Source organism: Sulfurovum zhangzhouensis (assembly GCF_030347965.1).
Taxonomy (GTDB): domain Bacteria; phylum Campylobacterota; class Campylobacteria; order Campylobacterales; family Sulfurovaceae; genus Sulfurovum; species Sulfurovum zhangzhouensis.
In genome coordinates, this window is record NZ_JAQIBD010000002.1 from 95,104 (window position 1) to 113,533 (window position 18,430).

General features: G+C 38.0%; 22 protein-coding genes. 12 read left to right on the forward strand and 10 right to left on the reverse strand.

Going from position 1 to position 18,430, the window contains the following annotated elements; genetic code table 11:
* The first annotated feature begins 76 nt into the window (after positions 1-76).
* The gene (locus PGH07_RS05625) at positions 77-805 is read left to right on the forward strand and encodes a glutamine amidotransferase (RefSeq protein WP_289413296.1); all 729 of its coding nucleotides are present in this window, start codon (positions 77-79) and stop codon (positions 803-805) included.
* Here PGH07_RS05625 and PGH07_RS05630 read toward each other — a convergent pair.
* Positions 802-1,644: a thiamine-phosphate kinase gene (locus PGH07_RS05630; RefSeq protein ID WP_289413297.1), complete on the reverse strand. Its 843-nt coding sequence runs from the start codon at positions 1,642-1,644 to the stop codon at positions 802-804. The genes PGH07_RS05625 and PGH07_RS05630 overlap by 4 nt on opposite strands.
* Positions 1,645-1,817: 173 nt before the next feature.
* Here PGH07_RS05630 and PGH07_RS05635 point away from each other — a divergent pair, with 173 nt between their 5' ends.
* From PGH07_RS05635 to PGH07_RS05660, 6 genes are all read left to right on the forward strand, one after another.
* Positions 1,818-2,888, forward strand: a complete 1,071-nt coding sequence (locus tag PGH07_RS05635; RefSeq protein ID WP_289413298.1) for a DUF5644 domain-containing protein — start codon at positions 1,818-1,820, stop codon at positions 2,886-2,888.
* Positions 2,889-3,051: 163 nt separating this feature from the next.
* Positions 3,052-4,767: an FAD-binding protein gene (locus PGH07_RS05640; RefSeq protein WP_289413299.1), complete on the forward strand. Its 1,716-nt coding sequence runs from the start codon at positions 3,052-3,054 to the stop codon at positions 4,765-4,767.
* A gap of 12 nt (positions 4,768-4,779) precedes the next feature.
* Entirely contained in the window at positions 4,780-5,775 is a 996-nt protein-coding gene (locus PGH07_RS05645) for a succinate dehydrogenase/fumarate reductase iron-sulfur subunit (RefSeq protein ID WP_289413301.1), read from the forward strand.
* Between the two features lie 9 nt (positions 5,776-5,784).
* The gene (locus PGH07_RS05650; RefSeq protein WP_289413303.1) at positions 5,785-6,672 is read left to right on the forward strand and encodes a CoB--CoM heterodisulfide reductase iron-sulfur subunit B family protein; all 888 of its coding nucleotides are present in this window, start codon (positions 5,785-5,787) and stop codon (positions 6,670-6,672) included.
* Positions 6,673-6,767: 95 nt separating this feature from the next.
* The gene (locus PGH07_RS05655) at positions 6,768-7,199 is read left to right on the forward strand and encodes a heme-binding domain-containing protein (protein ID WP_289413305.1); all 432 of its coding nucleotides are present in this window, start codon (positions 6,768-6,770) and stop codon (positions 7,197-7,199) included.
* Between the two features lie 78 nt (positions 7,200-7,277).
* Positions 7,278-7,664: a class II SORL domain-containing protein gene (locus PGH07_RS05660; RefSeq protein ID WP_289413306.1), complete on the forward strand. Its 387-nt coding sequence runs from the start codon at positions 7,278-7,280 to the stop codon at positions 7,662-7,664.
* Between the two features lie 110 nt (positions 7,665-7,774).
* On the opposite strand, the gene PGH07_RS05665 is transcribed toward PGH07_RS05660, so the two are convergent.
* Positions 7,775-8,296, reverse strand: coding sequence for a hypothetical protein (locus tag PGH07_RS05665; protein WP_289413309.1), 522 nt, complete (start codon positions 8,294-8,296; stop codon positions 7,775-7,777).
* Positions 8,297-8,426: 130 nt separating this feature from the next.
* Positions 8,427-9,656: an HD-GYP domain-containing protein gene (locus PGH07_RS05670; protein WP_289413312.1), complete on the reverse strand. Its 1,230-nt coding sequence runs from the start codon at positions 9,654-9,656 to the stop codon at positions 8,427-8,429.
* A 204-nt stretch (positions 9,657-9,860) separates the two neighbouring features.
* On the opposite strand from PGH07_RS05670, the gene PGH07_RS05675 reads away from it, so the two are divergent.
* Positions 9,861-10,241, forward strand: coding sequence for a PaaI family thioesterase (locus PGH07_RS05675; protein WP_289413315.1), 381 nt, complete (start codon positions 9,861-9,863; stop codon positions 10,239-10,241).
* 93 nt (positions 10,242-10,334) lie between these two features.
* Here PGH07_RS05675 and PGH07_RS05680 read toward each other — a convergent pair whose 3' ends face one another.
* Positions 10,335-10,787 carry a DsrE family protein gene (locus PGH07_RS05680; protein WP_289413320.1) on the reverse strand — a complete coding sequence of 151 codons (453 nt, stop codon included), beginning with the start codon at positions 10,785-10,787 and terminating at the stop codon, positions 10,335-10,337.
* Between the two features lie 2 nt (positions 10,788-10,789).
* Positions 10,790-11,320, reverse strand: a complete 531-nt coding sequence (locus tag PGH07_RS05685) for a carboxymuconolactone decarboxylase family protein (RefSeq protein ID WP_289413322.1) — start codon at positions 11,318-11,320, stop codon at positions 10,790-10,792.
* Positions 11,321-11,403: 83 nt separating this feature from the next.
* On the opposite strand from PGH07_RS05685, the gene PGH07_RS05690 reads away from it, so the two are divergent.
* From PGH07_RS05690 to PGH07_RS05700, 3 genes are all read left to right on the forward strand, one after another.
* A complete protein-coding gene (locus PGH07_RS05690) occupies positions 11,404-12,081 on the forward strand; it encodes a MerR family transcriptional regulator (RefSeq protein WP_289413324.1) in 678 nt (225 codons plus the stop codon).
* 237 nt (positions 12,082-12,318) lie between these two features.
* Positions 12,319-12,672 (forward strand): hypothetical protein, encoded by a 354-nt coding sequence (locus PGH07_RS05695; protein WP_289413326.1) that lies wholly within the window; start codon positions 12,319-12,321, stop codon positions 12,670-12,672.
* A gap of 174 nt (positions 12,673-12,846) precedes the next feature.
* Positions 12,847-13,176, forward strand: coding sequence for a hypothetical protein (locus PGH07_RS05700; protein WP_289413327.1), 330 nt, complete (start codon positions 12,847-12,849; stop codon positions 13,174-13,176).
* Between the two features lie 36 nt (positions 13,177-13,212).
* Here the strand turns inward: PGH07_RS05700 and PGH07_RS05705 are convergent, their stop codons facing one another.
* The 5 genes from PGH07_RS05705 to PGH07_RS05725 all read right to left on the reverse strand — a co-directional run bounded on the left by PGH07_RS05705 (position 13,213) and on the right by PGH07_RS05725 (position 17,879).
* Positions 13,213-14,217 carry an AAA family ATPase gene (locus tag PGH07_RS05705; RefSeq protein WP_289413331.1) on the reverse strand — a complete coding sequence of 335 codons (1,005 nt, stop codon included), beginning with the start codon at positions 14,215-14,217 and terminating at the stop codon, positions 13,213-13,215.
* 124 nt (positions 14,218-14,341) lie between these two features.
* A complete protein-coding gene (locus PGH07_RS05710) occupies positions 14,342-15,724 on the reverse strand; it encodes a hypothetical protein (RefSeq protein WP_289413332.1) in 1,383 nt (460 codons plus the stop codon).
* Between the two features lie 35 nt (positions 15,725-15,759).
* Positions 15,760-16,470, reverse strand: coding sequence for an ABC transporter permease (locus PGH07_RS05715; RefSeq protein WP_289413335.1), 711 nt, complete (start codon positions 16,468-16,470; stop codon positions 15,760-15,762).
* Between the two features lie 12 nt (positions 16,471-16,482).
* Positions 16,483-17,058: a phosphoribosyltransferase gene (locus tag PGH07_RS05720; protein WP_289413337.1), complete on the reverse strand. Its 576-nt coding sequence runs from the start codon at positions 17,056-17,058 to the stop codon at positions 16,483-16,485.
* Complete coding sequence (locus PGH07_RS05725; RefSeq protein ID WP_289413339.1) at positions 17,058-17,879, reverse strand: SIR2 family NAD-dependent protein deacylase; 822 nt, start codon at positions 17,877-17,879, stop codon at positions 17,058-17,060. The genes PGH07_RS05720 and PGH07_RS05725 overlap by 1 nt, the downstream gene beginning before the upstream one ends.
* Before the next feature lie 114 nt (positions 17,880-17,993).
* Between PGH07_RS05725 and PGH07_RS05730 the strand changes: the two genes are divergently transcribed.
* A complete protein-coding gene (locus PGH07_RS05730) occupies positions 17,994-18,425 on the forward strand; it encodes a hypothetical protein (RefSeq protein ID WP_289413341.1) in 432 nt (143 codons plus the stop codon).
* The last annotated feature ends 5 nt before the right edge of the window (positions 18,426-18,430 follow it).

Consider the following 18,430-nt stretch of genomic DNA (forward strand, 5'->3'; position numbering starts at 1 on the left):
ATTAATAAGCATAGAAACCGCGATAAAAGCAAACTAAAAAGTTAGAATTAGACATATTATATCATTGAGGGCAAACTTGAAAGATCTATACATATTCAAGGTAGGCAAAACTTTTGAAAAAACAAAAAATCAACTAGGAGATTTTGACGACTGGGTGCGAAATAGTGTAACTACAAAAGATCTCACTATAAAGACGATAGATATTTTAAAGGGAGAACCCCTTCCCCCTTTTACTTCTACGATGGGGGTTGTTATTACAGGGTCTCATGCTATGGTGACTGAAGAACACCATTGGAGTTTAGATGTAGAAGAGTGGATACGCCAAGCGACAAAACACCCTATCGGTATACTTGGCATATGTTACGGACACCAACTCATAGGAAAAGCTTTAGGTGGTAAATCAGATTTTAACCCAAAGGGTAAAGAGATTGGTACAGTTACAATATTAACAAACCCTCAAATTAAAGAAGATCCTCTTTTTAAAAATGCTCCTGCTACTTTCAGTGCAAATGTTACACATCTGCAAAGTGTTCTCACACTTCCAAAAGGTGCAGAAGTGTTAGGCTATAACAGCCATGACAATCATCAAATTGTCAGATATGGACAATTTATCTGGGGTGTACAGTTTCATCCTGAATACGATGTTCAGATAATAAATGCGTATATAGAAGAACAGAGAGAAGATCTTATTCAATTAGGATTTAGCCCTGAAAAATTGATAAAAGACGTTACTGAAACAGTTTACACAAACACCATCATCGATCAATTTATAGGAGTACTGTCAAATCAAGGTAACACGCACTAAAAATGGTGACTTTTACAAGGGTAACGTTCACTGTTTTTCGTTACTTTTGCAAATACGGTCAGAGGTGTACCTGTCTCTTCAGCGATCTTTTTGAGCGTTTCGAGATGCACAGGATCAAAACCGATAAGCATCTCATATTCTTCCCCGCTAAGTCCTATATTATCATCAATTAAAAGAAGATCCTCTTTCCCGTACTTATTGATATCAAGTAATTTGTTTGTATCACAGTAAAGTCCGTCAGAAATATCCATTCCAACTCTTAAAAACGATCTAGCCTTTTCAACAAACTCTACACGAAGTAGAGGCTCGTAAAATTTCGCATTTTCATCAATCTTTTCCCCCTGCATCAGTGCTTGAAGATTTGCCAGACTCTCTCCAAGTACTCCCGTATAAGCAAGCATATCCCCCTCTTTTAGTCCTGTACGAAACAATGGATCATCACTTTTTGAAATGATCGTAATGGAGAGATGAAGTTTATCTCCACCGATCGTGTCTCCACCGATGATCTCGCATCCAAACTCTTTAGCTGTAGACTCAAGAGCTTCAGTGAGAAGTTCGATCTCATAATCTTTGATATCATGTGGCAAGGAAAGTGTCACGAGTGCATACTTAGGCTTGGCATTCATAGCAACCGCATCTGAGATATTTACCAACATCGCTTTACGTGCGATCTGTGTCAAACTCATCCACTCTCTTTTAAAGTGTGTATCTTCAAAAAAAGCATCCATACTGTAAAGCGTATCACCGATCACTGCGGCATCATCACCGATATGTTCAGATGTCAGAGAGTTGATAAGGTATTGTTCTTTGTCTATCTTTTGCATGTGTGATTGTAGCATACTCCATGAAACATTATTCATCAAGAACGAAGGTTTATTAAAATAATTCCAGAGTAATATTGGTATATTTGTAACATTATTATCAATAATATATTACTTCTGAATAATTTTCAAAAGCCTAACTAATAAAAGCTTGGCTATAATCTAACGATTATCAATAGGAGAAACATGCTATGAAATTACAGATAAGAGCATTCTTTTTCAATGCAAAGACTGACTACCTCCCTTACTATAAAAACTTCACTGTAAGACTGGATAATGATGCAAAAGCAAAAGACCTGCTAGTAGCGATCCAGGAACAAAACGATATGTTCGAGTTTCCAAAACAAAAACTGATCTTCAAGATCAATGGTCTTGTAGTGACTGCGAACGAAAAAATGTCAGATATCGTTGAAACACTTGGTACTGAGCTCCAAGTTGATCCGGTCAACAGCTACCGAGCAAACCACGGACTTCGTTTCAATGACAATGATTTTATGGAAAGTTATGCCCTTTTAGAGCCTTACTGTAATGAAGAAGATCTTAAGTACTTTAAGAGCCTTTATGCCCTCCACTATGCATCTGAAACATCAAATTTCAAGCGTGAATATATCGGTGATGCGATTTTACTGTTGGCACATAGACTGATAGAGAACAGTTCTGAACACAAAGCAGAGATTTTAAAGGCGATCAGCGAGGCTGATTCAGGACTGTTTGACTGTGAATATGAAAACAACCTCTTTGATGCAGAAGACCATACCGAAACGATCAATGCGCTCAAAATCATGGCTAAAGGTACGAATGAAACTCTCCCTTCACTCTTTGAAGTCCTTCTTTCAAACCTCATGGGTAAAGGAAAAAAAGAAGAAGAGAAACCGACGCTTCAAAAGCGTATTCCTCAAACTATAGACAGTATCGAAGGGAAAAATACTGCATATTACAGTGGTACAGATGTGATCAATACTACAATGATAGAGGACATTCGAACGGCAGGTGCTAAGCCGGTACGTTTTGATAGAGAAACAAAAGGTTCTGGTGTGACACTGCTTGAAGATAACAAGATATTAGCGTTCACTAAAGCAGGTAGAAATCTACTGGATGCACTTGATCATGGTGCCGATGTACTTATCGTAGAAAATGAAAATGATTTTGAAATGTTTACTAAACATCGTAAAAATATCGAATCTGCAATAGGTAGAGATATCAATCTAGAGATCATTTTGGCAAGTGACTTCCTGGCTTCAAACCAAAAAGCAGCAGCTTAAATAAGTTACTTAACTCTACACGATTTACGTCATACACACCTTGCAATGACGTAAATCGTAACAAATAATCTTCCTCCAGTGCAGACTTTCGGCTAAAACTCCTTAACTTAACTTTCTATAAGCTATAATTATTCCAATTTCTACAGAAAAAGGACTAGTCGTTATGGATGTAAAAATCTACGAATATGATGCTGTTATCGTTGGAGCTGGGCTTGCAGGTTTGGCTGCTGCAAAAGAGCTTACTGAAGCAGGTAAGAAAACAGCTGTCATCACAAAACTTCACCCACTGAGATCACACTCAGGTGCAGCGCAGGGAGGAATCAACGCTGCTCTAGGGAAAGAGGATTCGACTGAACTTCACGAATTTGATACGGTTAAAGGTTCAGACTACCTTGCAGATCAAGATGCAGTTGAACTCATGTGTACAAAAGCACCTGAAACAATCAGATGGGCTGAGCGTATGGGTGCAGCATTCTCAAGAGATGAAGAAGGTAACATTGCGATCAGACCGTTTGGTGGTCAGAGTAAACCAAGAGCATGTTATGCAAAAGACAGAACTGGTCTGGCAGTACTTCAAGCGATCTATGAGCAGGCTTTCCGTGCCGGTATCGAAGTATTTGATGAGTGGTATGCAGCTGACCTGCTTTATGAAGACGGTAAAGCATATGGTGTTGCAGCATATAACATCCGTAACTCTGAGCCTGCGATCTTTAACGCAAAAGTAGTTATGTTCGCGACAGGTGGTCATGCTAGAGCATTTAGATTCAACTCTAATGCACATGCGAACACAGGGGATTCACTCTCTATCGTAGCACGTCACGGTCTTCCATTGGAAGATATGGAGTTCGTACAATTCCACCCAAGCGGACTTGGCGGATCAGGTGTACTTATCTCTGAAGCAGCTCGTGGTGAAGGTGGACGTCTTTACAACTCAGAGGGTGAAAGATTTATGACTAAATATGCACCTAATGCAATGGAACTTGCAAGCCGTGACGTTGTTAGCCGTGCTATTATGCAGGAAGTTAGAGAAGGACGTGGTGTGGGTAAAGATGGTCAGTCTGTAAATATCGACCTGACTCACCTTGATCCTGAGATCATCCTTACAAGACTACCGGAACTTAGAGAACTGGCGATCGCTTTCCAAGGTCAGGATATGCTTAAAGAGCCTATCCACATCTCTGCAACGGCACACTACTCTATGGGTGGTATCCCGACAACTATCAACTGTGAAGTACGTAAAAACCCAAGAGAAATCGTAGAAGGTTTCTATGCAGCAGGTGAATGTTCATGTGTATCTGTTCACGGTGCAAACAGACTGGGTGCAAACTCAGTACTTGAAGCGCTGCTCTTTGGTCGCCATGCAGGAGAAAACATGGTTAAAAAGCTTGATGAAGGTATTGAACTCAAAAAAGCAACGGTAGCAGATGCTAACACCATGCTTGAAGAGATGAATCGTATCAAAACATCAAATGGTACAGAAAGTGTTGCCGGTCTAAGAGCTGAACTACAAGCCGGTATGACAGACAATGCTGGTGTATTTAGAACAAAAGAGTCTCTAGAAAAACAACTTACAAGTATTGATGAACTGCTTCAAAGATTTAAAAACATCCGTATTGACGACAAGTCCAATACGTTTAACACTGACCTTCAAGAAGCACTTGAACTTGGTCACATGCTTGAGTTCTCAAAATTCATTGTATACGGTGCATTGATCCGTGAAGAGAGCCGTGGCGGTCACTACCGTGAAGACTTCCCTCAACGTGATGATGAGAAATTCCTTAAGCATACTTACGCTTATATGGATAAAGACTTCAACATCACAACTGAATGGGGTGATGTTGTACTAGGTAAGTTTGAACCAAAAGAAAGATCATACTAAGAGGAGGAAGAGATGCAAAATAATGAAACAAGAAAAGTAACCATCAAAGCGTTTAGATTTAACGCTGAGACTGATTATCTTCCTTATACAAAACAGTATGAGATGGAAGTAGGCAAGGATGATTTGATCCTTGACCTTATGAACCGTATCAAATGGGAGCATGACGGGTCATTCTCATACCGCCGTTCATGTAGACACGGTATCTGTGGGGCATGTGGTATCAAGGTAAATGGTAAACCGGTACTTGCATGTAAGCAAAATGCTATCGAATTGCTTGATCTGTTCGACAACGATATCACGCTTGAGCCTCAGAGCAAGAAACGTGCGATCAAAGATATGATCATCGATAAAGGTGACTTCTGGCAGAAACATGCAGATGTTCTTCCTTATGTTGTAGCTGATGTTGATGCACACCCTACGCATGAGACAAAACAGTCTATCGCACAGTTTAATGCAATGCTTGACTCAGACCTTTGTATCCAATGTGGTAGCTGTCACTATGCATGTCCATCACTTGAAGCAAACCCTGACTATCTTGGGCCTGCAGCGCTTACAGCTGCCTACAGATTTACGATCGATACACGTGATGAAGCAGGAAAAGAGAGACTTGAACTTACTTCAAAACCTGGTTTTGGTGTTTGGGACTGTGTAAAATGTTTTGAATGTGCACAAGCATGTCCTAAAGAGATCAACCCGATTGAAAAGATCACAAAACTACATAATATGCAGTTTGAACAAGGGATTGCAGAGCGTAATGTTGCGACAAAACACGCTGAAGGTTTCTTAAGAGGTATGAAGAAAACAGGTTATTTGGATGAAGCAGATATCGTACTCTACTCTGAAGGTATCCTTGGCATGCATAAGCACTTGAAAACTGCGATGAAAATGATGAAGTCAGGTAAGATCCATTGGCATTCAGGAGTACCGTTCATCAACAGTATCCCAGAGATCAAAAACCTTTCTGAAGTTCAAAAACTTATTGAAATTTCACAAACAAACAAGCTATAAGGAGAAAAGATGAGCAAGTTAAAATATGCACTATTTACAGGATGTACTGCAAAACAGTCAACACCTGAGCTACTTTCATCTACACTCGCTGTAGCTGAAAAGTTAGGTATCGAGATCACTATTCTTGAGGAAGCAAGCTGTTGTGGTGCAAGTCACCTACAAGACTTTGATGAGTTCCTTGCACACGTACTAAATGCTAGAAACATCTGTTATGCAGAGAAACACGGTCTAACAATGATCACAATCTGTAATACATGTCAGCTTAACTCACAAATGACTAAGCATGCACTTGATACAAATCCGGATCTTAAAGCAAGAGTCAATGAAAAGCTTGCAGAAGTCGGTCTTGAGTATAAAGGAACATCTGAGATCAAGCACTTCTTGTATGCTTTGATTGATGACTATGGTCTTGATGCTATCAAAGATAAAGTCGTTACACCTTTGAGTCAATTCAATATCGCACCTTTCTACGGATGTCATAACATCAGACCTTCTGAGCTCCATGAGCACAGCAATGGCGGTGAAAATCCATATGTTCCAACATCACTGGACAGACTTATCGATGCGCTTGAAGGACATCCTGTAGATTATGAGAGCAAAAACAAGTGTTGTGGATTCCACGTTGAACTTCAGGCGAACCATACTTCTGAAATCCTTGCAGGAAATGCACTTGTAGACGCTATCGACAACAATGCAGACATGGTTGTAACTCCATGTCCGCTTTGTCACCTTAAAATGGATACTTACCAAGATAGCGTAGGTAAAGTGATGGGCCGTGATATTGAGATCCCTGTGCTTCATATGCCTCAAATGGTTGCATTGGCACTTGGTGCTACTGAAGCAGAGATCGGACTTAAATTCCACGTTTCTAAAGCAAAACACCTTTATACTGCATAATACTTATTCTTACTACCCTTTTGGGTAGTATTTCACTGAAAATACCATTTTATTTACTTTTTTAAACTAAAATACTGAAAAACAAGCGAGATTACATGTTAAAAATACTTTTTGGTTGGGTTGTTGGCGCATTACTATTACTACAGTTTATTCAGATTGATATTCCGGTTCCTTCAACACCTATTGACAAAAATAATGAAGTCAAGGTTTCAGATGAGATTATGGGTATGCTAAAAACTTCATGTTATGATTGTCATTCTTATGAAACAAAAATACCATGGTACGGACATGTCTTTCCTTTCTCAATGGAAGTTAAAAGTCATATCAAAAAGGGACGCGAATGGTTAAACTTCCAGGAATGGGACAAATACAGCGATGAGAAAAAACAAAAGATCTACAAAGGTATAGTTCAGACAATTGATCATAAAATGCCTTTACCTATGTATCTAGAAATGCATGAAGATGCACAATTAACACAAATACAGCGTGATGAGATCAAAAATTGGGCGCAAAGCAATATAAAATAAAACAAATAAGACAATTCTTATCCTATTTAATTATTTTTATGCTATAATGATTTCACAAATTAAAAAAAAGGAAGAAATATGCCAAAGATCAATAAATATCAAGACATTTCAGAAATCGATAGAGAAGCAAAAAAAGACCTCATTGACAGACACTCACCATTCATTCACAGTGCTGATACTGCAAAAGCTGGTGAACCGTTTGAAGTAACTGTTAAAATGGGTAACGAGTATACTCATCCAGATGATTTTGACCACTATATCGAGTCTGTAACTCTATTTGACGGTGATACAATGCTAGCTAAAGCGACTTACGTACCGGGAACACTTGGAAATACAAAAGCGCACAATACAACTACATTTACTATCATTCCAACAGGTAAAAAACTTAACCTTGTAGCACACGGTTACTGTACAAAACACGGTATCTGGGAAGGTACACCAAAAGAAGTAACTGTAGAAGCGTAAGCTACTACTCTTCTTAACATATAGGGCTTTATAGCCCTATATCCTCCAAACTTCTTATTTTTTAAATTCTCGAAAATAAATATACTAAATAAAAAAGAGTATCCTCTATATTATTTCTCTACTGTAACTGGTACCATAATGTGTGCGTAAGGTGTGTCTTTCCACATGACATAAGGTCCACCGTTGAATGGATCATCTGTAATCCCTTTGAGCATTTCTTTTGGTACGATGATCATAAGATGCGGTCCTTCTTGAACCCACACATCACCATTCTTTTGATCTGTTGCATATGGATTTGAATTACTTACCATCGCATCACCTTGAAGCATATAGGATATTCCGATACGATCTGTCGAAAAGTCTGATTTGGAAGCAACAGCTTTCATCATTTTTCCCCATACAGCATCATTGCACATAGGCTTTTTGTCACCAGGTAAAGTACCTGGCAGACATGTCCAGCCATTTGTACCTTTTTTTAAAACCTTACCATCCATATCCATAATTGTCGCATTCTTACTAATACTATCAGGCGCTGCACTTTGTGCACGGGCAATCTTCTCTGCAATCGTTTCCTCACCATAACTATACATTGAACAAAGCAAGAATGATACAATAATATAAAAAGTACGCATAATCTATTCCTCCTTTGGGGCTAGATTTGTATTTTATTTTCTTATAAAATATTTACATTATCTTACATAGATGTGTAATCCACGTGTATAAGAATTCTAAACTTCTATAATGTTTTGAGAGAGGATCTGATTAATGTGAAGAGTTGACGATAGATAGTTTCCAACATATTTGGAGATTCTCTTCTACTATTCTTACGATAGATCGGTCAAGTTCTCCCAGTCTAACTTTCTTGTTTAGAATTTTCAATATTTGATTTGCTTTCATACCGTTTCTATATGGCCTGTTCTGTGCAAGTGCTTGGAAAATATCAGCAACTGATATGATCATTATAGGAAGTGAAATATCCTCATTGACTAAATGGTACGGATAACCTGTTCCTCTTAAATTTTCATGGTGTTGTGCAGCCCAATTTGCAATATCTTCCATTCCATTAATTTTGGATAAGAGTTGATGTGTTTCATAGGGGTGACGTTTAATAATATTTAAATCATTGTTGCTTAGTGATGTTTCTCTATCAATAAGCTCATCTGGAACTTTCAACTTCCCCAGATCATGAAGTAGTCCTGCAATTCTGATCTTATTACATGTTTCAGGATCTAATCCTGCTTTTTGAGCAATATATTTTGAAAGCTCTGCTACATCATACAAATGATCTGCAGTATATGGACTTCTTGAATCAACAAAAATCGCAAATAGTTGAACAATTTCTGCAATCGCATCAATTGAAATGTCCATCTCTCCAATCTGATGCAGATAGTTTTCAAAATAAATCTGCAAACTCTCTTTATCTAATGTAAACCAAAATGATTCTCTTGTTGAAACTTTCAAGAACGCATCAACGAGTTCGGGATCAAAAAATGTTTGACTAAGATTCTTAACTTCACTTCTGATCTGATTTGCAATTGTAATAATTGATTGCTCTTTTTCCTGCATCTCTTGTACGATTAAAGTGTCAATACTATCTGTTAAAAATATTAAGTTTGCTAATTTTGCTGTTCTCGTATTTATATTAAATTGAGTTAGCATATCGTAATGTGTATGATGATAAAGAACAATATCACTCAAGTGTTTTAAATTTGGTATAACGTTAAGTATCTGATATCCCCTGATACAATGCTCTTCAGCACCTTCCCAATCGAAAGTCAAGACCGATGTATCATCAATTCTGGATGAAGGAACACCACAATCATGTATAAGTGCTAAGTGGAACAGATCAATTAAATCATTATCAGAATATTTTAGTTCCTTGGCAGTTTCAAGAGCCATATATGCTACACGTTTGCCATGGTGTTTATCATCTATTCCAACAAAGTCCAATGCAGTAGAAAGTGCGTAAATAAGTTGATGCAAATTGGCCATTTTCTTCCCCTCACCTGTAATGATCCATTAGATATTAGCCATCATGTATGTTTACAAACACTATATATTAATTAGTTCAAACTTAAAAAATAATATCCTTGGTAAAATTTGCCGTCTGTCATACTTTATAACATTATTTGAAATGCTATTTAATTGCTATGTCCATATGGTAACCTTGCATTATTTTTAGATTAGGAGAAAAAGTTGAAAGATATTAAATTCCCATTTTTAGAACATACAGGTGCGAGGCTGAAAAGTTTTGAAAAAGGCAGTGCCGAGGTTGAACTATATACTAAGCCTCATCATCTTCAACACCTTGGGTTTATCCATGGAGGAGTAATCTCAACACTAATGGATAATACTGGCTGGTATGCAGCTATGTCGAATCTTGAAAATGATTATACTGCAGTTACAATGGAAATAAAGATAAACTATCTCAAACCTGCTACAGGAAATTATCTTATCGCAAAAGCTGATGTAAAAAGACAAGGGAGAACAACATCTTTTGTAACTATAGAACTTATGTGCGAGGATAAGCTTGTAGCATATGCTACCGGAACTTATGCCATTTTAGAAGACAAGTAGATAAAAATACTAGATATACTCATTTGAACTCATCAAACTTAATATTCCGGGTTATTAACCCGGAGTGATCTTTACATCAAACTTGAAGAAAGTCTATTTAAATGTCATTAACGCATAGCCTTCATTTTGATACTTGATAGTCTCTACAAAACTATTGTCAGAGATCGTCACAAAAGGCAGTACATCATCTGTATCAATGTCATTAGACTGTAATGACATTGAACAAGCAATTACTTTGACATTTTTACGTTTAGCAAGCTCAACAAGCCATTTTTGTGCCTCTTTTGTATTGGCGATATCTTTATCATCTACAACTTCATCAAAAGTCTTAGATACCATCGGTACACATTTGCCATGCAGTGTCAGTACTACTGAAGTGGTATTCCCTCCCTCTTCTATCATATCCATTGTCTTACCTACCAGCCACATTCGGCTTTTAATGTATGCAGAGTTACCTGAACTACAGTCAAAGACTGCTTTGTACTCATTTGCCTCTACGGCAATAATGCTCACAGCCGACAATAACAATGCTCTAAAAAACTTCATGTTTATTCTCCGAGACCAAACACATTTGAAAGAGTATTGATATAGTTAAAATACCCGGTGATTGCAACAGCTTCAATAATCTGTATGTCACTCCATCCCATTTCTTTTAGTGCATCTATCTCATCTTTGAGGATCTTGTAGTTATCTTTATGAGATGCTTTGATACAGAAATTAAGCAATGCTTTGTCTTTATCATCTGTATTCATAGATTCCACACCTTGTAATATCTCTTCAATCTGTATTTCTGAGAGCCCAAGCATTTTTGCAATGTTTTTATGTACATCTACGCACATCTTACAGCCATTCTCTTTGGATATGAGTAAAGCAATCGCCTCTTTAATATCATAGCTCAGGGTTGTTTCATCAAGCAGATACTTTTGAATCATCCCATCTGTTGCAAAATATATTTTTTCATCAATTGCAAGAAGTTTAAAAATTTCTCCAAGTTGTCCTGTCTTCTCCAGAATCGGTCTTGCTTTTTCCTGGATTGCGGGAGTCATATCTTCAAATTCCGGTAATGTAATATGTGCCATAATTATCCTTTAATGTAAAGTTAAACTTAACGTTTTTAATTATAGGGTATAATTCTTAATATATGCATAAAAAAAGGTGAATCGTGGAATATAAGATATCTGAACTGGTAAGCAAAAGCGGAGTTCCTAAATCAACCATTCTATACTATATCAAAGAAGGCATGCTGCCCGAAGCAAAAAAACTCAAATCAAATGTACATCGATACAGTGATAAACACCTGGAACTTTTACAATATATTAACTATATGAAAGAGCATTTTGGAAGTACAAATGAACAGCTTAAAGATATGCTGCAGTATAAAGACCTCTCCTTCTCCACCTCCTCAAGCATGATCGTACCTCTTATGAATGCACTTAGTGCTATACCATCTGATACAAAACACTATACAAAGTCCGAGTTTATGGAACGTTTTAGCGTAGAAGAGACTCTTTTGGAACAGTTGATTGCAGATGAGATCATCATACCAACGGATCCGAATGACTTTACAGACAAAGAGGCATCGATCATGAAGTTGATCAGTTACTTTCAAGAGGCAGGAATAGAGTATGAAATTCTCAAAATGTACGTATTCCATGCAAAAGCATTAAGCCTGCTTGAACATCAGATGCAAGCAAGGCTCTGCGACATACGCAATGATAAAAACTTCTCTACCTTATGGAAAATTGTCTTTGAAACCCTATTTAATGCTAAAACATATATCTTCAACAGGCAAACATATAAAGCCTATTTTTCTACACTCAAAAACGAAGTTTTAAAATAGTTCTAAGATTGCTTAATATATCATAACGTAAAGTTTAACTTTACGTTTTTAATGCTGTTGCGCTTTTTTGCAATCAGAACTGTGATCGTACCGATACTATCAATGGTTTTATTACAATGTTTCTCAACAATGAGAAAACGGATTGCCCATTTAGTGCTAATCAATACAAATAGTATCAATGTTTACAATAAGCATCATATACGAACACAAACCTTTAAACTCCAGGAGTACTATACTATGAAATCACCACTATTCCTTATGCTTTTTCTCTTTTTTTTTGGAACAACTCTTTTTGCTAACGAAAGCTACGATGTAAAGTCTTTTAGGGTGATTACCAAACTTTGTGGAATGTGTCACGGTATACCTTTTCATTTAGCAAAAGAAAAAGATGGAGATGAGTGGGAAGAATATTTCGATGATGATCAAACTCTTTTAAAAATACATCAAAAAGAGCCTGAGGCTTTATCAAATATAAAAAGCACAAGGTTTAAATACTATCGAAAAAATATCTTAAAATTTTTCATAGACAACTCAAAGTATTCAGGAAAAGTACACGGTTGTGATGGCAACTTTTGTGGAGCACATTACTAAACAATAGAAGTTCTCATTCACTGAGTAAGCAACCTGATAGCACATTTAAGCATGAGGCTTGACTGATTCAGAGGCTTATTTCTGAAGATTTATACAAATTACTGTAAAAATCTTCACCTTTGTGATTGAACCTAGACTTTACATTATTAAAATTTTCTATCAAAAGGACTTAATATGAAAAAAACAATCTCTACGATATCTATCTCGATTCTTTTAGTCAGCTTGTTTCCGACACAAGGTACAGCAAGTGTTGCTTTAGGTAAAAAAACCTATAAGAATAAGTTTCATAAAAAATGCGGGTTTACCAGTGTAAAGTTTGCGAGAAACCATACTCAGGGCGAATGGGAAGAAATCTATGAATCCGGTAAGCTCCCACAAGAGGCACAAATTATCTGTCCCAAACTGGATGTTACAACTATCAAGAGTGAACGTTGGAAAGATATCTATGAATATGTCACAAAATATGCACTAGACGGTGTAGCACCAAACGGGTGCAATGATTAGTCGCATACACTTCACTCTATCGTTTTATAATAAACGCTACGCAAGCAGGTAGGCATACTTGCTTACCCAGTCACTCCATGCATCTGAGCCTTCAACATCCAGTCCATTGAACTGCATATCCTTAACCAACATGATAGCAAACTCGCCTGGAAGATTCATAGAGAAATCCAACACATTGGTGATCGCCTCGTCACTTTGGTTCTCTCTCAGTGCATTGACCAAACCGATTGTGAGTGCCATCAATACTTTATGACCATCTTCTTCTAACTGGGTCAGTGAGCCATCTAATATCATTGAAAGATCCGGAAGCTCCTGCATCACCTTTTTGAAGGACACATATCCGATAGCTGCTTCACGCCCTACTGCACCGCTAATACTATCTAATATCAAATCGTTTTCAATACCTGATTTGATGATATTGTCAACGTACTCCCAAGACCTTGGCGTCGCAAAGCTTTTCTCATTCGTTTGAGGATCAAACGTAAAAAGCATAGACTTGTCATAAGCCAGATATGCTATGATCGATGCATCCACACCTTTCTTATATGCCCAAGCTTTCCAGTCATCAAAATCAACTTCCATCTCAAAGTGAACAAAACGGTTGGCAAGCGGAGCCGGCATTTTATAGACAACACCCCTATCATTTTCACGGTTACCGGCAGCAACGATACTCCACCCTTCAGGCAACTCATACTCCCCTACCCGTCTATCAAGGATCAACTGATAGGCTGATGCTTGTACAGCAGGCGGTGCCGTATTGATCTCATCTAAAAAGAGTATCCCTTTTGAGTCTTTATTTTTTGGAAGGAAGCTAGGCTTTGCCCAAACACCCTCTTGATGTTCAGCATCAAAAAACGGTATCCCTTTAAGGTCTGTCGGGTCAAGAAGACTCAGACGCAGGTCTAAAAACTCCAGATCCTTTGCTTCTGAGATCTGTTTGACGATAGAGGACTTACCTATCCCCGGTGCTCCCCAGATAAATACAGGAAGTTTACGCTCAATCAGACTGCTGACGACTTTTGAAATATTGGATGATTTCATATATTATTCTCCTTCAAAAGAAGCAAAGCTCCTTTTAAATTCCTCTCACTTCTAACGTTAAAACGTGATGCATGGAAATCACTAAATGATTTCTCGTAAAAGCTTCGTCTTTGACTCAGATATTTCATATCACTACCTTTGTTGTGTTATGGTGTTCGATAAAGACCTCATTTTGGGTCAAAGCATTACGCAGTCTGGTATCAATTTTGAGAACATCAAGTATCTCAATCGGTGTAGCCGGATTAGCTGCCAGTCCTTTATTGATCTCCAGTTCATCACGTTCATAAAGCTCACGCAACATCTTTTCAGACGCATTTGGGTTGGAAGCAATCTGACGCATCATCCTGGTATCATTCTGATAGTCTGTATAGAACTTTTCTATGATTTCTGCCGGTAAATTAGGATTACCTGCCAATGGATAGAAAGTACTTGCTACCTGTTTTTCATACAACACATTAAGACTAGGTGCAGTTACGCTCTTGTTTTCTGCCAGTTGTTCAAGAAGTGCATTGTTCTCACTCTGTGTAAGCTGATCAATGACTTCATGGTTTATATGCTGATTCTTTCCAAGTTCTGCAAAAAGATCATGATCAGTGATCTTCTCAGTGATCATCCTATAACGATCCGCACTGATTGGCTGATACCACATCAAAAGTTTTACTACATTCTCATTTTTACCCAATAACAGCTCAAAGAGTGTATCATCGATACTTTCATTAGATGCCAATGCTTCATAGATAGATTTATCCTCTCTGGTAGCAAACTTTTTGAGCTGTTCCAAGGGTACAACAGGATTGGCAGCTAAATACATATCTACTCTAGGGTTTCTCAAGCTGAGTAGACGCTTGATCACTTCATCATTAATATACTTGCTTGTTGCAATCACTTCAAAAAGTGAAGTTTTACCTCTGTCTTTTTGTTTGAACTCATAGTTAGGAAAACCGATCAACGCATTCAACAAGTCAGGATCGGTTGCTTCACGCACGAGACGTTTTAGAGTAAGCGTTGAGTAGAGTTGATCACGTTCTGCAGGTGTAATATCGATATATCTTGTTAACGTAGCGATCACAACTGAACGGTCATCGTTGTTATCCTCTTCCTCTTCATGCCACTCATACATTTCGAGCAGTTTTACAAAGAGCGAATCACTAATATCAGGATTTTCTATCATGCGCAGTACACGCGCCTGATCGTTTGAAAGCTTGATCGCCATAAGCAGTTCATTATCATTGATCCCTTCTGATAACAGCTGTTCAAACTCATCAAGTCTATAAGCAGGAATCTTACGTTCATAAGCATCCTCTGAGATCATCTCTTCAACAGGGTTGAGACTATGATGTTCTACAGTAGCAAGCACATCCTCTTCTATTGCTTTTACCCTGGTTACTTTATACTTTTTTAAAAACCTGTCCACCTCTTGGTTCGTATAGGTACCCTCTTTACCTAAAAAGAGTATCTTTTTGCCTTCGGCCTGTTCCAGTAGTTCTTTTAAATCCTGCTTTTTCATACAAATACTATAGCATACCAGTGATTAAATCGGAGTTAATATGTCCTATTTATTTTCAGACGTTCCAGATAGATGGCTACAGATATACCTGCAGAGCCCAATATCATCAACATCACCATCATTTGATACCGAACGGCAATTAACGGATCGACACCGGAGAGTATCTGTCCTGTCATCATCCCGGGTAATGAAACAAGTCCCACAGCAAAAAGTGCATTGATAATAGGAATTAATGAAGCCTTGTATGCAGTTGCCCTAGCCTCGATATAGCCGATTTCTTTACCTGTTTCACTCTCAAAACGCTCCGCTGCGATACTTACGGCATTCATAGAATTGGCAAAGATCATACCTGCTAAAGGTATCACTACTTTCGGGTCATACCATGGTTCTGGATTCATCACACCCGCGATCACCAGTATCAATGTCAGTAATCCCCCAATAATAATAGAGATAAAGACATTGAGATAAAGTCTTGTATCTCTCACTTTCAAAGGACGTAATGCGATTATACTGGCTGCTATCAACATAATGGAAAGTACTAATATTACTAAATATGGTGAATCTGCCTGGAAAATATAGGTCAATGCATAACCGATCAAAATAAGCTGTATGAGCATCCTGAAAAGTGCATGAAAGAGCGTTACAGTGTCTTTCACCCAACGTATATAGATAAAGATCACTATACCGACAGGGATCATCATCCAAACCAGATCGAGCAGTGAGATTTCGTAGATAGATGTATTCATGGCACTATTATATCACTCTTTGGCATCAGCCAATGTAAGGGCAAAAAGTACATTGACACCGTGCCGCATCAACACACTCTGTGCCTCTTGCAAAGTGATACCGGTAGTGATGGTATCATCGATAAGTATAACATCGATGTTTGTTTTACCTCCATAACGAAACTCTCGAGGATGGTTCAGACGGAACTGCAGGTCTCTGCCTGAATAGCTTACTCTATTTTGAGTTAAAAGCTTGCCGTGCATCACTTTGGTATATTTTGTCTGAAGTTCTTTTGTAAGAAGTGCGATATGGGAATAACCGCTGCCGACATGTTCATCTATCCCAAGAATATGAACATCCTTATCCAATGATTCTGCGAATTCTTTGATGAAAGGCTCCATTGTCATCTTTCCAAGCTTTTTATAGATACGGTAACCCTCGGCTTTATGTTTGGTATGCAGCAGTGATTCAATCGTAGAATAGGGATAAAAACTAATGACATCCAATGTACCGATTTTACGTGTATGTACCTGTGGTCTAAAAAGCTTTACTTGACACTCGCTGCAGATGATCTGAAAACTCAGTTTAGAACATGTATAACAACGCATCAGGGTATTATCTTTTCAAGCGCTTCAACTGCTCCCAGAGGAAGTTCGATTTCAGCACCGAAGCTCTCTCTAGGATTGATTCGTATCAACGGTACATCAAACTCTCTTGCGATCTGTTCAGAGGTATTTCGTACAGTCGGTACCGCTGTTCCGGCTCCCATCTCTATAATTGCAAGCGTTGCACCTTCCTCTCTCAATTTTCCTATCCATGTGGTCAGCCTGTCTCTTTGTGCATCAGTACGGCTATAGTTCCAGCCCCAATCACTAAACATAAGGATATTAGGCCGGGCCATACCTCCGCAATAGGGACAGTTTGGCAAAGGATCCCTGGCCTTAAACCCTTCTCCTACTTCTACAGTAGTGCCTTCAGAGCTCCAAATTTCATGCCGGCAGTCATCCAGACACTGCATATGGTGGATAGACCCATGACACTCCATAATTCGCTCTTCAATGAAACCAGCTTTTTGGAACTGTCCATCTACATTTGAAGTGAAAACAAATGAACCATATTTTTTAGTATAAGACAGCTCCAGTAATCGGGTATAACCCTTATGAGGTACGGTATCACGATATAGATGCAGTCTATGTCCATAAAACGCCCAAGCCAGTCTTGGATCAGATTCAAACCATTTGGGATTTGCCATCTCTTCAAAATAAAGATTCAACTCTCTGGCTTTCGGATAAGCATTCCAAAACCCTTCTACACCACGAAAATCAGGTAATCCACTGTCTACACCCATCCCTGCACCTGCTGTGATAAAAAGTGCATCCGCATTCGCTAATAGTTTTCTGGCTTGTTGTATATTTTCTTCAAGGTTCATGAAAATGATTATAGCATACCTCAATTTTTACGTTATAATTCCCATCACATATTAGGAAGGGGAAACCTCATATGAACATCATTAAAATCAAAATTATCCAGACCTGTGTTTAAAATGACTCAGTTTAATTCAAATAAATTTTGTAAAAAGGTCATTCTGGGTTACTTTACTACCGCTGCTTATATTCTTTTGATCATTCTTCTTGGAAGCGTATCAGACTGGACATTTACAGGTGACTACGGCGGTGCCATACTAATGGTTTATGCATTTACCTTAGCTATTCCCCATTTTATTGTTTTCGTATCCTCATATTTTTATGTCATGAAAAGTATTTTAGTTTTCTGGGATATGATTTCAAATGCTTCAAAGCTATTTTCAACTTTGTTTTTAATCATTTCAACACTGTTTATTTTGGGGACTACTTCAGAACCTATCAATTCACTTTTGACAAAAGGTCTGGAAGTTGTTTTTAAAGCTGAATCTACACCAAAACCAAATAACACTGCGCTATCAGACGATATTGTTAATATCTCTCCCTCTCCATAACGTCT

What these genes read in the sequence shown, in the direction of transcription:
- PGH07_RS05630 (WP_289413297.1), bottom strand. Translation starts at nt 1,644, where the DNA reads ATGCTACAATCACACATGCAAAAGATAGACAAAGAACAATACCTTATC.
- PGH07_RS05635 (WP_289413298.1), top strand. Translation starts at nt 1,818, where the DNA reads ATGAAATTACAGATAAGAGCATTCTTTTTCAATGCAAAGACTGACTAC.
- PGH07_RS05640 (WP_289413299.1), top strand. Translation starts at nt 3,052, where the DNA reads ATGGATGTAAAAATCTACGAATATGATGCTGTTATCGTTGGAGCTGGG.
- PGH07_RS05645 (WP_289413301.1), top strand. Translation starts at nt 4,780, where the DNA reads ATGCAAAATAATGAAACAAGAAAAGTAACCATCAAAGCGTTTAGATTT.
- PGH07_RS05650 (WP_289413303.1), top strand. Translation starts at nt 5,785, where the DNA reads ATGAGCAAGTTAAAATATGCACTATTTACAGGATGTACTGCAAAACAG.
- PGH07_RS05655 (WP_289413305.1), top strand. Translation starts at nt 6,768, where the DNA reads ATGTTAAAAATACTTTTTGGTTGGGTTGTTGGCGCATTACTATTACTA.
- PGH07_RS05660 (WP_289413306.1), top strand. Translation starts at nt 7,278, where the DNA reads ATGCCAAAGATCAATAAATATCAAGACATTTCAGAAATCGATAGAGAA.
- PGH07_RS05665 (WP_289413309.1), bottom strand. Translation starts at nt 8,296, where the DNA reads ATGCGTACTTTTTATATTATTGTATCATTCTTGCTTTGTTCAATGTAT.
- PGH07_RS05670 (WP_289413312.1), bottom strand. Translation starts at nt 9,656, where the DNA reads ATGGCCAATTTGCATCAACTTATTTACGCACTTTCTACTGCATTGGAC.
- PGH07_RS05680 (WP_289413320.1), bottom strand. Translation starts at nt 10,787, where the DNA reads ATGAAGTTTTTTAGAGCATTGTTATTGTCGGCTGTGAGCATTATTGCC.
- PGH07_RS05685 (WP_289413322.1), bottom strand. Translation starts at nt 11,320, where the DNA reads ATGGCACATATTACATTACCGGAATTTGAAGATATGACTCCCGCAATC.
- PGH07_RS05695 (WP_289413326.1), top strand. Translation starts at nt 12,319, where the DNA reads ATGAAATCACCACTATTCCTTATGCTTTTTCTCTTTTTTTTTGGAACA.
- PGH07_RS05700 (WP_289413327.1), top strand. Translation starts at nt 12,847, where the DNA reads ATGAAAAAAACAATCTCTACGATATCTATCTCGATTCTTTTAGTCAGC.
- PGH07_RS05705 (WP_289413331.1), bottom strand. Translation starts at nt 14,217, where the DNA reads ATGAAATCATCCAATATTTCAAAAGTCGTCAGCAGTCTGATTGAGCGT.
- PGH07_RS05710 (WP_289413332.1), bottom strand. Translation starts at nt 15,724, where the DNA reads ATGAAAAAGCAGGATTTAAAAGAACTACTGGAACAGGCCGAAGGCAAA.
- PGH07_RS05715 (WP_289413335.1), bottom strand. Translation starts at nt 16,470, where the DNA reads ATGAATACATCTATCTACGAAATCTCACTGCTCGATCTGGTTTGGATG.
- PGH07_RS05720 (WP_289413337.1), bottom strand. Translation starts at nt 17,058, where the DNA reads ATGCGTTGTTATACATGTTCTAAACTGAGTTTTCAGATCATCTGCAGC.
- PGH07_RS05725 (WP_289413339.1), bottom strand. Translation starts at nt 17,879, where the DNA reads ATGAACCTTGAAGAAAATATACAACAAGCCAGAAAACTATTAGCGAAT.
- PGH07_RS05730 (WP_289413341.1), top strand. Translation starts at nt 17,994, where the DNA reads ATGACTCAGTTTAATTCAAATAAATTTTGTAAAAAGGTCATTCTGGGT.